10 protein-coding genes are annotated in these 13,185 nt (G+C 70.7%); 6 read left to right on the top strand and 4 right to left on the bottom strand.

What is annotated here, in order from left to right; all coding sequences use genetic code 11:
* Window positions 1-61: 61 nt before the first annotated feature.
* The 4 genes from NMN56_RS20470 to NMN56_RS20485 all read right to left on the bottom strand — a co-directional run bounded on the left by NMN56_RS20470 (window position 62) and on the right by NMN56_RS20485 (window position 5,476).
* The gene (locus NMN56_RS20470) at window positions 62-2,188 is read right to left on the bottom strand and encodes a beta-galactosidase (protein WP_274046620.1); all 2,127 of its coding nucleotides are present in this window, start codon (window positions 2,186-2,188) and stop codon (window positions 62-64) included.
* 65 nt (window positions 2,189-2,253) lie between these two features.
* The gene (locus NMN56_RS20475; RefSeq protein WP_274046619.1) at window positions 2,254-3,201 is read right to left on the bottom strand and encodes a carbohydrate ABC transporter permease; all 948 of its coding nucleotides are present in this window, start codon (window positions 3,199-3,201) and stop codon (window positions 2,254-2,256) included.
* Window positions 3,198-4,124, bottom strand: a complete 927-nt coding sequence (locus NMN56_RS20480; protein ID WP_274046618.1) for a carbohydrate ABC transporter permease — start codon at window positions 4,122-4,124, stop codon at window positions 3,198-3,200. Before NMN56_RS20480 ends, NMN56_RS20475 begins: the two co-directional genes overlap by 4 nt.
* 11 nt (window positions 4,125-4,135) lie before the next feature.
* Window positions 4,136-5,476, bottom strand: a complete 1,341-nt coding sequence (locus NMN56_RS20485; RefSeq protein ID WP_274046617.1) for an ABC transporter substrate-binding protein — start codon at window positions 5,474-5,476, stop codon at window positions 4,136-4,138.
* Window positions 5,477-5,682: 206 nt separating this feature from the next.
* Here NMN56_RS20485 and gcvPA point away from each other — a divergent pair, with 206 nt between their 5' ends.
* The 6 genes from gcvPA to NMN56_RS20515 all read left to right on the top strand — a co-directional run bounded on the left by gcvPA (window position 5,683) and on the right by NMN56_RS20515 (window position 12,660).
* Complete coding sequence (gene gcvPA, locus NMN56_RS20490; RefSeq protein ID WP_274046616.1) at window positions 5,683-7,101, top strand: aminomethyl-transferring glycine dehydrogenase subunit GcvPA; 1,419 nt, start codon at window positions 5,683-5,685, stop codon at window positions 7,099-7,101.
* Window positions 7,098-8,705: an aminomethyl-transferring glycine dehydrogenase subunit GcvPB gene (gcvPB, locus tag NMN56_RS20495; protein WP_274046614.1), complete on the top strand. Its 1,608-nt coding sequence runs from the start codon at window positions 7,098-7,100 to the stop codon at window positions 8,703-8,705. Before gcvPA ends, gcvPB begins: the two co-directional genes overlap by 4 nt.
* On the top strand, window positions 8,702-9,826 hold the full coding sequence (locus NMN56_RS20500) for an ATP-NAD kinase family protein (protein WP_274046613.1): 1,125 nt from the start codon (window positions 8,702-8,704) through the stop codon (window positions 9,824-9,826). The genes gcvPB and NMN56_RS20500 overlap by 4 nt, the downstream gene beginning before the upstream one ends.
* 96 nt (window positions 9,827-9,922) lie before the next feature.
* Window positions 9,923-10,669, top strand: a complete 747-nt coding sequence (locus NMN56_RS20505) for an SDR family NAD(P)-dependent oxidoreductase (protein WP_274046612.1) — start codon at window positions 9,923-9,925, stop codon at window positions 10,667-10,669.
* Window positions 10,670-10,742: 73 nt separating this feature from the next.
* Window positions 10,743-11,396 carry a GntR family transcriptional regulator gene (locus NMN56_RS20510; protein WP_274046611.1) on the top strand — a complete coding sequence of 218 codons (654 nt, stop codon included), beginning with the start codon at window positions 10,743-10,745 and terminating at the stop codon, window positions 11,394-11,396.
* A 124-nt stretch (window positions 11,397-11,520) separates the two neighbouring features.
* The gene (locus tag NMN56_RS20515) at window positions 11,521-12,660 is read left to right on the top strand and encodes a PP2C family protein-serine/threonine phosphatase (RefSeq protein WP_274046609.1); all 1,140 of its coding nucleotides are present in this window, start codon (window positions 11,521-11,523) and stop codon (window positions 12,658-12,660) included.
* Window positions 12,661-13,185: the final 525 nt, after the last annotated feature.

Genomic DNA, 13,185 nt, shown 5'->3' on the forward strand with positions numbered 1-13,185 from the left:
GGGCAGCGCCCCCCGACGCCCGGCCGGCGAGGCCAACGGGGGCAAGGGGGCGAAGCCCCCATTAGGAACGGAAAGGCGGGGACTCACGCGAGCCACACACCACGGCGGCGCCCCAAGGCGCCACCCGCACCTCACCACGAACGGCACCTCCGGTGAGAAGGTCCACGCCGTCCCAGGGCAAAGGCACACACACCTCCTCGTCCCCGTGGTTGAGGACAAACAAATACGAGGACTCATCGGACCCCCGCACCACAACCTCGACGGAGTCGGGAACCCCAGCCACAACCGGCCGCACACCAGCCCCCTCAAGGGCAAGCTCAAGAACATCCCCGATACGTTCACCCAGATGGCACCCGACATACCAGGCGGCCCCCGCCCCGCGGGCCCGCCGCGTAACAGCGGGCACCCCCCTCAGCGGCCCCGACCCGTACGCCGCAACAACATCGGCCCCCTCAAGACAGAGCCACTCACTCCAGAGGGTCGCGGACGCGGACGCAGACGCGGCCCCGGACGCAGACGCGAACGCAGACGCAGCCCCACCCGAAAGCCCCACCTCCCAGGACTCCCCATCGGCCACAGGCCACCACTCATCAACGGCAACCCCCAACACCTCCCGAAGAGGCCCAGGCGCACCCCCCGGGTGAACATGATCATGCTCATCCACCACAGAAGAGAAGGGCCCACACACGAGGTGCCCACCACCTCGTGTGTACGCGTCCAGCGCGCCAGCATCCTCGCCCCGCAGCAGATAAAGATTCGGCGCGAGCAGCACCCGATAAGCGCCCAGCTCCACACCCCCCGCCCCCGGCCGGACGAAATCCACGGTGACGCCGCGCGCATACAGCGCGGCGTACCAGGGCCGGAGCAGCTCCCGCCAGCGCATCCGCGCCGAAGGCCGATCATCGAGCTCAAGGGCCCACCAGGACTCCCAGTCCAGCAGAATCCCCACCTCAGCCCGAGTGCGGGACCCCGCAACCCGCGCGAGCCGCGCCAACTCGGCGCCGAACCGCACAGTCGAGGCCCACCCACGCGACCCCGTCCCCCGGTGCGGCAGCATCGCGCTGTGGAACTTCTCCGCACCGGCGACGGAGGCCCGCCACTGGAAGTACATGATCCCGTCGGCGCCCCGGGCAAGCGCCTGGAGCGACCACAACCGCTGCAACCCAGGCGGCTTGGGAACGTTGACGGGCCGCCAGCTGACGGCCGACGGCGCCTGCTCCATGAGCAGCCATGGCCGCCCCCGCTTGAGCGACCGCATGAGGTCGTAGTTGAGCGCCGCCTCGACATGCGCGCGGGGATCGGCGGGATCCGGATAGGCGTCGTCGGAGACGACGTCTTCCTCGGCGGCCCAGGCCCAATAGTCCAGCGGCTTGAACATCGACATGAAGTTCGTGGTGACGGGCGTACCGGGCGCGACCTCGTCGAGAACGGCCTTCTCCGCCCGGTAACAGGCCAGCAGCGCGTCGGAACAGAAGCGGCGCCAGTCCAGGCCCTGCGTCGGATTGCCGGGCCCCGGCGCACGGCGCGGCGGCTCGATCTCCTCGAACGCCCCGTACCGCTGCGACCAGAACGCCGTGCCCCAGGCATGGTTCAGCGCGTCGAGGGTCCCGTAGCGCGCCCGCAGCCAGCGGCGGAAATCGGCGGCCGACTCGTCGCAGAAGCACTCGGTGACGTGGTCGCCGTACTCGTTGTGGATGTGCCACAGGGCGAGCGCCGGATGGCCCGCGTACCGTTCGGCGATCTTCCGGGTGAGGGTGACGGCGGCCGAACGGTAGGCGCCGGACGAGGGGCAGTAGTGCTGCCGCGAGCCGAACTCCAGGCGTACGCCGTCGGCGGTGACCGGCAGGATCCCGGGGTGGGCACGGATGAGCCAGGCGGGCGGCGAGGCGGTCGCGGTGGCGAGATCGGCGGCGACGCCATGGTCATGGAGCAGGTCAAGAAGCCGGTCGAGCCACCCGAAGTCCCATTGGCCGGGCCCGGGTTGAAGACGGGCCCACGAGAACACACCGAGGGTCACCATGGTGACCCCGGCCTCGCGCATCAGCGCGGCGTCCTCGGCCCACACGGCTTCGGGCCACTGCTCGGGATTCCAGTCGCCGCCGTACAGCAGCCCGGGAACGCGGGTGAGGAAGTCACCGGGAACACGGCTGAGGGGGTCAGGGGCCTCGGAGGCACGGGGAGTAGTCATCGTGCGGAGCGTCCTTCCAGCGTCATATGCAAACTTCCACCTCTCGACATCGCGCGCGCGTGGCCTCACCCCTTCAGCGCGCCCCCCAGCAAGCCCGCCACGAACTGCCGCTGGAACAGCAGAAAGACGACCAGCAGCGGAAGCGTGGCGAGAAGAGAGCCCAGCATCAGCCCGGAGTAGTCGACGTGGGTGAGCCCGGTGAGGGTGTTGAGCGCGACGGGGACGGTGTACTTGTCCTCGGTGTTGAGCATCAGCAGCGGCCAGATGAAGCTGTTCCACTGCGTCATGAAGGTGAAGATGACGAGGGCGCCCAACTGCGGCCGTACACACGGCAGGACGATGCCGTAGAACGTACGCAGCTCGCCCGCACCGTCGATACGCGCGGACTCCAGCAGCTCGTCGGGAAAGTCCAGGAAGCCCTGGCGCATGAGCAGGATGCCGAAGGAGTTGGCGAGGAACGGGATGATGACGGCCTGGTAGGTGTTGACCCAGCCGAGGCTGGCCATCATCTGGAACAGCGGCACCAGAAGCACCTGAAGCGGAATCATCATGGTGGCGAGGATGGCGCCGAGGAGCAGGCCCCTCCCCCGGAACCGGAACTTGGCCAGCCCATAGCCGCACATGGCGGACAGCAGGGCGCTGAGCACCGTGTGGACGACGGCTATGCCGAGGCTGTTGGCCATGACACGGCCGAAGCCGACGGTGTCCTGGAGCCTGGCGAGGTTGCGCAGCAGCTCACCGCCGGGCAGGAACGGCGGCGGCGAGTGGAAGAGGTCCCCGGTCCTGTGCGTGGAGGCGATGGCCATCCACAGGAACGGAATCAGACTGAGCACGGCACCGGCGAGAAGCAGGACACCCAGCAACCGGCGGCCGGTACGCGCGGGGTCGAACCTGAACCGCGCGGGACCGGTACGGCGGCGCGCGGGGTCGGAACCGGAACGCGCGGGGACGGAACCGGAACGCGCGGGGACGGAACGACGGCGGCGCGCGGGGTCGAGACGGAGGCCGGTCACCGTTTGCGCTCCCTTCCGAAGAAGCGGAACTGGAGGAAGGAGATCACCGCGATGACGGCGACCACGACCCAGGCGATGGCGGCGGCGTAGCCGAAGTCCATCTGCTGGAAGCCGACTTTGTAGAGGTAGAGGACGGGCGTGAGGGTGGCGTCGTCGGGGCCGCCCTTGGTGAGGGTGTAGTTCTCGTCGAAGAGCTGGAGCGTGCCGATGGTCGAGGTGATGACGCAGAAGAGCACCACGGGTCTGAGCTGGGGCAGGATCACCTTGGTGTAGGTGGTGAGCGTGCCGGCTCCGTCGATGGCGGCTGCCTCGTGCTGTTCGCGGCCGATGGACTGGAGCCCGGCGAGCAGGATGACGGCGTTGTACCCGGCCCAGCGCCAGGTCATGGAGCCGATGAGGGCGACGCGGGCCCAGGTGGGGTCGTTGAGCCAGTCGATCGGGGAGAGCCCGAGTGCCGTGGCCGTCTGGTTGACGAGGCCGCCGTCGGTCTTGAGGAGGACCTGGAAGACGACGGCGTAGGCCACGAGCGTGGTGACGGCCGGCAGGAAGTAGACGGCACGCCAGGTGCCGCGGAAGCGCAGCCAGGACTGGTTGAGGAGGACGGCGAGCACCAGCGCGAGGCCGATCATCAGCGGGACCTGGACGACGAGGATGAGCCCGGTGTTGACCATGGAGTCCAGGAACGACGGGTCGTGGAGCATCCGCGCGTACTGGCTGAGTCCGACCCAGGTGGTGCGGCCGTTCTCGGTGCTGGTGAAGCTCTGGTAGAAGCTGGCGCCGAGGGGATAGGCGAAGAAGACGGCGAAGAGCACGGTGGCGGGCCCGGCGAAGATCCAGTGGGTGAGCCGGGGGCGTCTGGGATGCCGTGCCCGCGCGGGCGCCGGTAGGGGTACGGGGGGCGCTGCCGGGGTCTGGACGGCCATGGGGTGCCCGCTTACCTGAGGGAGCCGGAGACGGTCTCGCGGCCGGTGGCACCGGCCAACTGTGCGGCGGCAGCGCGCAGTTCGCCCGCCGGGTCGTGGCCGCGCAGCACCGCGCCGCTGACGGCCTTGTTGGCGATGTCCTTTGCCTTGGCGCCGTCCTTGTTGCGCTCGACGGGCGGGATGTGCGGGGCGAGGTCGGCGAAGACCCGCCAGGCGCGCTGTCCTCCGTAGTAGTCCTGCGGGGCGCTGAGATAGGGGTGTTTGAGGGCCGGGAGGTAGGCGGGGAAGAGCCCCTCGCGTTTCAGCATCGACACCTGGTTGTCCTTGTCGGTGAGGAGGAAGCGGGTGAAGGCCCAGGCGAGGCGGGGGTTCTTGCTCTGGGCCGGTATGCACAGGGTGGAGCCGCCGTCGTTGGAGGTGCGGGGCCCTCCGGGGGTGAAGGCGGGCAGTGGTACGACGCCGAACTTGCCCTTCAGCTCGGGCATTTCGCCGGTGAGGGTGCCGCTCCACCAGGCGGCGTAGGGCGTGCTGGCGACCTTGCCCTCTTTCGTCGCGGTGACGAGTCCGTCCCAGCCGCGCTCCCAGCGGATGAGGCCGCGGTCGCCGAGCGCCTTGATGAGGGTGAGGGCGCGTACGGCCTGGGGGGTGCCGAGGGCGACCTTGCCGCCGTCCTTGTACCAGCGGTGGCCCTGCTGCTGGAGGAGGCAGGGGAAGAAGGAGTCCTCGTTCGGGTCCATGATCAGGAGCTTGGTGCCGGTCTTCTCCTTCACCGCGACCCCGGCCTTGACGTAGTCGTCCCAGGTCCTGAGCGAGTGCGGGTCGACGCCCGCCCTGGCGAACAGGTCGGAGCGGTAGTAGAGCGCGAGCGGGCCGATGTCCCAGGGCAGCGCGAAGGCCCGGCCCTCCTCGGAGACGACGGTCTTCCACGCGGCCTTGTCGAAGTCACCGGCGTGCCGGCCGACGAGGTCGGTCAGGTCGTGCAGCCCCTTGGGGAAGTTGCCGATGTAGGCGGGCAGTTGGGAGCCCTCGACGGTGAGCAGGTCGGCGAGCCCGGTGTCGGCGCGCAGCCCTACGGTGATCTTGTCGTAGGCGTTGTCGTAGCCGATGTCGACGACGTGGACGGCCGTGCCGGGGTGCCGGGCCTCGAACTTCTTCGCGAGCCTGGTGAGCGCCGCCGCGGCCGAGTCCCAGGACCACACGGTGATCCGGCCGCGCAGCGGGCCGGTGGCTCCGGGCGCGAGGCGTACGGCTTCGCGGTTGCTGATCCCGCCGGTGGCGCAGCCCGCGACGCCGGTCAGGGCCGCGGCACCGCCTGCCGCCAGTAGCGCTCTGCGGGTCAATTGTCCGTGCACCCTTGCCTCCTGACGCCCGAGCACTTAATTCTGTATACAGAACACTGAATGACGCCCCGTGCGTCAAGACACGTACACCGAGCAACTTCTGTTTCCGGCCGAGAAGTTGTTGATCAACTGTTTCCGCACCAGAAGTTGTTGATCGACAAGTCCCCGGCCTGTTGATCACCAAGCCGTTGCCCCACCACGCCCCGGAAGGCGGCTCCATGACCGCGACTCCCCCGTCAGGCCCTGCCCCCCGGGCCGCACAGGCCCCGCACGCACACCCGTACATCCCCAACTCGGCGCCCGAGGTGAAGCGGGCCATGCTGGAGGCCATCGGCGCCGCAGGCGTCGAGGACTTCTACGCCGACATCCCCGAGGAGCTGCGGCTGCGGCGCCCGCTCGACCTGCCCGCTCCGCTGCGCTCCGAGGCCCAGCTCGTACGGCACGTCGGCGGGCTCCTGGCCCGTAACACCTCCACCCGCGAGGTGCTCTCCTTCCTCGGCGCAGGGTGCTACCCGCACCACGTGCCCGCCGTGGTGGACGAGGTCGTCAACCGCAGCGAGTTCCTCACCGCCTACGCGGGCGAGCCGTACGAGGACCACGGCCGCTTCCAGGCCATGTGGGAGTACCAGTCGCTGATGGCCGAGCTGCTGGCGGCCGAGGTCGTCAACGTGCCGGTCTACGACGGCTTCCAGGCCGCGGGCACGGCGCTGCGCATGGCGGGGCGCTGTACCGGACGCGCCCGCGTGCTGGCCGTCTCCGACACCGGGCCCGACAAGCTCAGCAAGGTCGTGGACTACCTGCGGCCCGAACACCAGCTCGTCACCGTCCCGGTGCGCGCCGACGGACGCGCCGACCTCGACGCCGTACGCGCCGAGCTGGCAGCGGGCGACGTGGCCGCCGTCTGGGCCGAGGCACCCGGGTACGCGGGGCTCGTCGACGAGGGCCTGCCCGAGCTGGGCGAACTCGCCCACGCCGCAGGCGCGTTGTACGTCGTCGGCTGCAACCCCGCCTCGCTCGGCGTGCTCGCGCCCCCGTCCTCGTACGGCGCCGACATCGCCTGCGGTGACATCCAGCCGCTCGGCATCCATATGAGTTACGGCGGCGGCAACGCGGGCTTCGTCGCCACCCAGGACGACGAGCGCCTCGTCGCCGAGTTCCCCACCCGGCTCTTCGGCCTCGTGCCCACCGCCGTCGAGGGCGAGTACGGATTCGGCGACGTGGCCTTCGAGCGCACCTCGTTCGCCGTGCGCGAGGAGGGCAAGGAGTGGGTCGGCACCGCGGCTGCCCTGCACGGCATCGCCGCCGGGGTCTACCTCTCCCTCATGGGCCCGCACGGCATGCGCGAGCTGGGCGAGACGGTGCTCGCGCGTACCGCGTACGCCAAGCAGCGCCTCGCGGACGTGCCGGGCGTCGCGATACCGCACGCGGACGCCGTGCACTTCGCCGACTTCCCCGTCCGCTTCACCGGCTCCCGCACCGCCGGCGAGGTCAACGCCGCGCTGCGTGAACGCGGCATCTTCGGCGGCGCCGTACGCACGGACCGCGACCCCCGCGAAGCGCTCTACTGCGTCACCGAGACCCACACGGCCGACGACATCGACCTGCTCGCCGACACCCTCAAGGAGATCGCCCAGTGAGCGCACCCAAGCCGGCCACCGAGCCGACCCGCGAGGAAGCCCGGATCGCGCCCAAGCCGCCGCTGCGCCGCTTCCACCAGGCGCGCTGGGACGAGCAGTTGATCTTCGAGCTGGGTACGCCGGGCGAACGCGGCATCTCCGTACCGGCGCCCGAACCCGAGGTGCGGGAAGCCGTCGGCGACCCCGCGGCTGCGCTGCCCGCCGCACTGCGCCGCAGCACGCCGCCCGCGCTGCCCGAACTGGGCCAGCAGCAGGTGCTCAGGCACTATCTGCGGCTCTCCCAGGAGAACCTGGGCGCCGATCTGAACATCGACGTCGGCCAGGGCACCTGCACCATGAAGTACAGCCCCAAGGTCAACGACACCTTCACCCGCGACCCCCGCGTCGCCGCGCTGCACCCGCTCCAGGACGCCTCCACCGTGCAGGGCGTACTGGAGATCCTGCACCGGCTGGAAGGGCTGCTCAAGGAGATCTCCGGCATGGACAGGGTCTCCCTCCAGCCGGCGGCGGGCTCCTCGGCGATCTGGACCAACGTGGCCATGATCCGCGCCTACTTCGCGGCACGCGGCGAGGCGGAAGAGCGCGACGAGGTCATCACCACCTCCTTCTCCCACCCCTCGAACGCGGCCTGCGCCAAGACCGCCGGATACCGCGTGATCACCCTGCCGCCCGACGCCGACGGCTACCCCGACATCGAGGCACTGCGGGCAGCCGCGGGACCCCGTACGGCCGCGCTGCTCATCACCAACCCCGAGGACACCGGGATCTACAACCCCCGGATCGCGGAGTTCGTCCGCATCGTGCACGAGGCGGGCGGACTGTGCGCCTACGACCAGGCCAACGCCAACGGCATCCTCGGCATCACCCGCGCCCGCGAGGCGGGCTTCGACCTGTGCCATTTCAACCTGCACAAGACCTTCTCGACCCCGCACGCCTGCGGAGGGCCCGCTGCGGGCGCCTGCGGCGTCACCGAGGCGCTGGCGCCCTATCTGCCCAGCCCCACCGTCGAGTTCGACGGCACCGACTACCGCCTGGAAGCCGACCGCGCCGAGTCCATCGGCTCCGTACGCCCCTTCTACGGCGTCATCCCGAACCTCGTACGCGCCTACGCCTGGATCATGTCGCTGGGCGCCGAGGGCCTGCGCGAGACAGCGGAGATCGCCGTACTCAACAACAACTACCTGCTCGCCAAGGTCAGCGCGATCCACGGCGTCTCCGTCCCCTATGCGCAGGGGCGGCCCCGGCTGGAGCAGGTCCGCTACTCCTGGGAGCGGCTGCACGACGACACCGGCGTGCACAGCGAGGAGATCGGCCTGCGCGCCGCCGACTTCGGCACCCACTACTGGACCAGCCACCACCCGTATCTCGTGCCCGAACCCATGACCCTGGAGCCCACCGAGTCCTACTCGCGCGCCGACCTCGACGAGTACGCGGCGATCCTCACGGAGGTCGCACGCGAGGCGTACGAGGACACCGGTACCGTCCGCACGGCGCCGCACCGCTCCACCGTCCACCGCACCAAGGAGGACACCCTGGAGTCCCCCGCCACCTGGGCCGTCACCTGGCGTGCCTACCGGCGCAAGATCCTCGGCGAGAGCGTGTGAGCGCCGTCCGTATCGGCCTCGTGGTCAACCCGGTCGCCGGCCTCGGCGGCCGGGTCGGCCTCAAGGGCAGCGACGGCGCCGCCGTACAGACCCGGGCACTCGCCCTCGGCGCCGTCCCGTGCGCGGGTGAGCGTGCCGCCGTCGCGCTCGCCGAACTGCGGGCGCGGGGCGGCGAGTTCGAGCTGTACACCGCGGCAGGCCCGATGGGCGCCACCCTCGCGGGAACGGCCTGCCACACCGTTCACCGGCCCCCCGCCGTCACGTCGCCCGACGACACGGTCGCCGCCGTACGCGCCCTGGTGGCGGCCGGGGTCGGCCTGCTGCTGTTCGCCGGGGGCGACGGCACGGCGCGCGATGTCCTGCGCGCCGTCGGGGACGGCTCGACCCTGCCCGTGCTCGGTGTCCCCACCGGCGTCAAGATGCACTCCGCCGTGTTCGCCGTGAACCCGCGGGCCGCCGGGGAGGTCGCCGCCGCGTATCTGCGCGGCGGCGTGGACGTACGCCGCTGCGAGGTCATGGACCGCGACCCGGAGGCGCTGCGCGCCGGCCGGCTCGCTTCGAGGCTCTACGGCTGGCTGTCCGTCCCGCACGTCCCCGTACGGGTGCAGTCACGCAAGGCGGGCAGTGCGGCCGTCTCCCCCGAGTCGGCCGGCGGGATCGCGGCGGAGCTGCGTGCCCGGATGTCCCCCGGTTCGCTCCTCGTCCTCGGGCCCGGCACCACGACCCGGGCCGTGGCGGCTGCGCTGGGCGTTGACGTGTCACCGGACGGCGTCAACGTGCTGGAGACGGGACGCGGTTCGGCCGCGCTCCTCGCACAGGACGCGAACGCCGACGGCCTGCTCGCCCTCACCCACGCGCGCGAGGCACACCTCGCGCTCACCCCCATCGGCGGCCAGGGCTTCCTGCTGGGGCGGGGAAACCAGCAGCTCACCCCGGACCTGCTGCGCCGGGTGGGCCCGGCCAGGATGGCGATCGTCTGCACGGAGGCGAAGCTCGCGGCGCTGGGCGGGCGCCCGCTGCTCGTGGACACGGGGGACGAGGAACTCGACGCTGCCCTCACCGGACACCACCGGGTGATCACAGGACGGCGCACCACCACGATGTACCGGCTCGTCAGCTAGCGGCACCGTCAGCCGGCGGCACCGTCAGCCGGCGGCACAGGAAACGTCAGCCGACACAGCAGTGCGGCACGCACACAGGAAGAACAGGAGCCAGCAATGATCGACCTCACAGGGAAGAGCGCCGTCGTCACGGGAGCCGCCTCCGGGATCGGGCGGGCCACGGCCGGCGTGCTCGCCGAGCTGGGCGCCCATGTCGTGCTCGCGGACGTGGACAAGGCCGGCGGCGAGGAGGCCGCGAAGGAGACCGGCGGGACGTTCGTGCGCTGCGACGTGTCACGGCGCGAGGACTGCGAGGCGGTGGTGCGTACCGCCGTGGAGACGTACGGCGGTGTGGACGTGCTCTTCAACAACGCGGGCATCATCCGCCGTTCGACGGTCTGCGAGATCACCGAGGAGGACTGGGACCTGGTGATGGCGGTGAACATCAGGTCCGTCATGCTGCTGAGCAGGCTGGTCATACCGTTGATGGCGGAGAAGGGCGGCGGCAGCATCGTCAACACCGGCTCGGGCTGGGGCATCAAGGGCGGTGGACAGGCGATCTCGTACTGCGCCTCCAAGGGCGCCGTGGTCAACATGACCCGGGCCATGGCCATCGACCACGGCCCGCAGAACATCAGGGTCAACTGCGTCTGTCCCGGTGACACGGCAACGGGCATGCTCGCCGACGAGGCCAGGCAGCTCGGTGAGAGCGCCGACGCGTTCTACGACGACGCGGCGGACCGGCCGCTGGGCCGCATCGGGCAGCCCCGCGACATCGCACAGACGGTCGCCTTCCTGGCGAGCGACGCCTCCGCCTTCGTCAGCGGCGCCGTCATAGCCGTCGACGGCGCGGGGACCGCCTGACCGCCCGAACGGAGCCGCCACGAGCTGACGGATAATCGGGGGACCGAACGAGACCGAGAAGGGGACGCTTCAGATGGGTATCGAGCGGCGGCCACTGCGCGAGCAGGTGAAGGACGAGATCCTGGAGTTGCTCGGACAGGGGCGGCTCGACGCGGGCGAGCCGATCAATGAGATCCAGCTCGCCGAGGAGGTCGGCGTGAGCCGGACCCCGCTGCGTGAGGCGCTGATCTCCCTCGAACGCGAGGGGATCATCACCAGCGAACGCGGCAAGGGGTTCAGGTTCGCGCCGATCGGCGCCCGGGAGCTGCGGGATGTCACGGCGATCCTGATCTCGCTGGAGTCGCTGGCGCTGGAGCTGTCACCCCCGGAGCACCTGGCGACGATCGCGCCCAGGCTGCTGGAGGAGGCCCGCGCCTTCTCCGCGCCGCAGGCCCCGCACGGCACGATCGAGCGGCACGACGACGCCTGGCACGACCTGCTGCTCTCCGGCTGCCCCAACGAGCGGCTGATGGACATGATCGCGTCGTTGAAGCTGACGCTGCACCGCTACGAGCGGGTGCTCGTGCCCGACGAGGAGATACTGCAGCGGGCAGCCGAGGAGCATGAGCTGATCGCCCAGCACCTCCAGGCGGGCCGCCTCGGCGAGGCGGTCGTGGCACTCAAGGCCAACTGGACGGGCGGCATGAACCGCATCCTGGAGCGGCTGACCCCCGCGGAGAACGTGTGAGCTGAACGCACCGCGCGCCGCGCGCCGCCCCGAAGCGGCGCGGCCGAGCGTGTGTCGTCGCGGCTGGTGGGAGGGGTGCGGGCCAGGATGGTCAGGTCCCATCGCCGCACCTAGGATCGCCCTGATGGCCAAGCGCACGCCGAAGTCGAACCGCTCGCAGGGCCGGCCGAAGCAGCTGTCCCTCCGTGTCTTCCTGCTGTGGGGGGTCGGACTCTCGGCGCTCGTTCTCGGGCTCAGTCTGCTGGCCGGTTCCGAGGCGCGGCTGCTCGGCCTGCTGATCTTCTTTCCCGCCATCGCGGCGAGCGTGGGCACCGTACGGCAGACCGTCGCCGCCTCCACCTGGACGGCACTGGCCGCGCTCGGATCGGTGATCCGCGCCCCCACGCCTCACCCCATGGAGGGCGTGCTGGTCGTCCTGCTCACCGTGGTGTTCGGGGCGATGGCGGTGTACGGGTGCCACTGGCGGGTGGCGCGCGAGACGGAGCTGGTACGGCTGCGGTCGACGGCAGCCGTGATCCAGCAGCACATCCTGCACCCGCTCCCCGAACTGACCGCGTGGGTGCTGGTCGACGGGGTCTACGAACCGGTGCACGAGGACAAGCTGTTCGGCGGGGACATCTACGACGTGGCCGACACCCCCTACGGAACGCGGGTGCTCATCGGCGACGTACAGGGCAAGGGCCTGTCGGCCGTGGGCATCGGCTTCGCCGTCCTCGGCTCCTTCCGCGAGGCGGCACACCGGGAGCCGACCCTGGCAGGGCTGGTGGAGGCGCTGGAGACCTCCGTCGTACGGGACAACGCCTACGCGCACCAGGCGGGCGAGCCGGAGCGGTTCGTCACGGCGCTCATCCTGTGCATCAACGGCCCCGAGTCGGCGCAGGCCGTCAACTGCGGCCACCTCGCGCCGTATCTGCTGGGCCCGACGGGAACCGAGCGTGGACAGGTGAGGCTGAACCCGACGAGCGTGCCGCTGGGCCTCGCCTCGCTGATCGAGGAGCCGCGCGGCATCGCCTCGTTCGACTTCCCGTCCGGGTCGACGCTGCTGCTGTACACCGACGGGCTGAGCGAGGCACGCAACAAGGACGGCGCGTTCTATCCGCTGGAGCGGCGACTGGCCGACCTGGCGCCGGTCCACAGGACACCGGCCTCCCTCACCCACGCGATCCGCGACGACGTACGCAGCTTCACCCGCACCCAGCAGCAGGACGACATCGCCATCCTCGCGCTGCGGCACGCGCCGGACCTGGGACGCCCCGGGAACTGACGGCGAGGACGACGGACGGCTCACGGAGAAGGACAGGCGGGGACACGGGGGTTCCGGTGGTGATGGCCTCGCTGGACGAGGGCGGCTGCGACCACGGGGGCCCGGCCGCGCGGATCGCCACGGCCGGCGAGGCCGCTGCCTGGACACCGCGCCGCGTCAGGCGCTCTTGGGCGGCGGGTGACCTCCACTTCCCCGCCGCCCGGACCACAGGGCCGCGCTACGGCTTGCGGCCGACGCCGCCGTACGCGTCCACGGGGGCCGCGTTCATCGACGTAGTACCAAGCGGCACTCGGACCGGAGACCACCTTGCCCAGATAATGCCGGTAATTCGTGGGGCACCTCATGAATTCTGCCCGTGTTAAGGGTGGACCCGCCACTTGTGCCGGGTGAGTTTCACATTCTCATCGGTGGCCGCGCTGTAATCGCGACGATAGAAGGCAGCTTCCCGTTCCTGGGCGAACTCGTCACAGGCGGGGCAGCCGGGCACGCCTTCGGGCCAGCTCGGGGACTTCGTCGTCGCGCACA

Source organism: Streptomyces iconiensis, assembly GCF_028657195.3.
In the GTDB taxonomy this organism is placed as follows: Bacteria; Actinomycetota; Actinomycetes; order Streptomycetales; family Streptomycetaceae; genus Streptomyces; species Streptomyces iconiensis.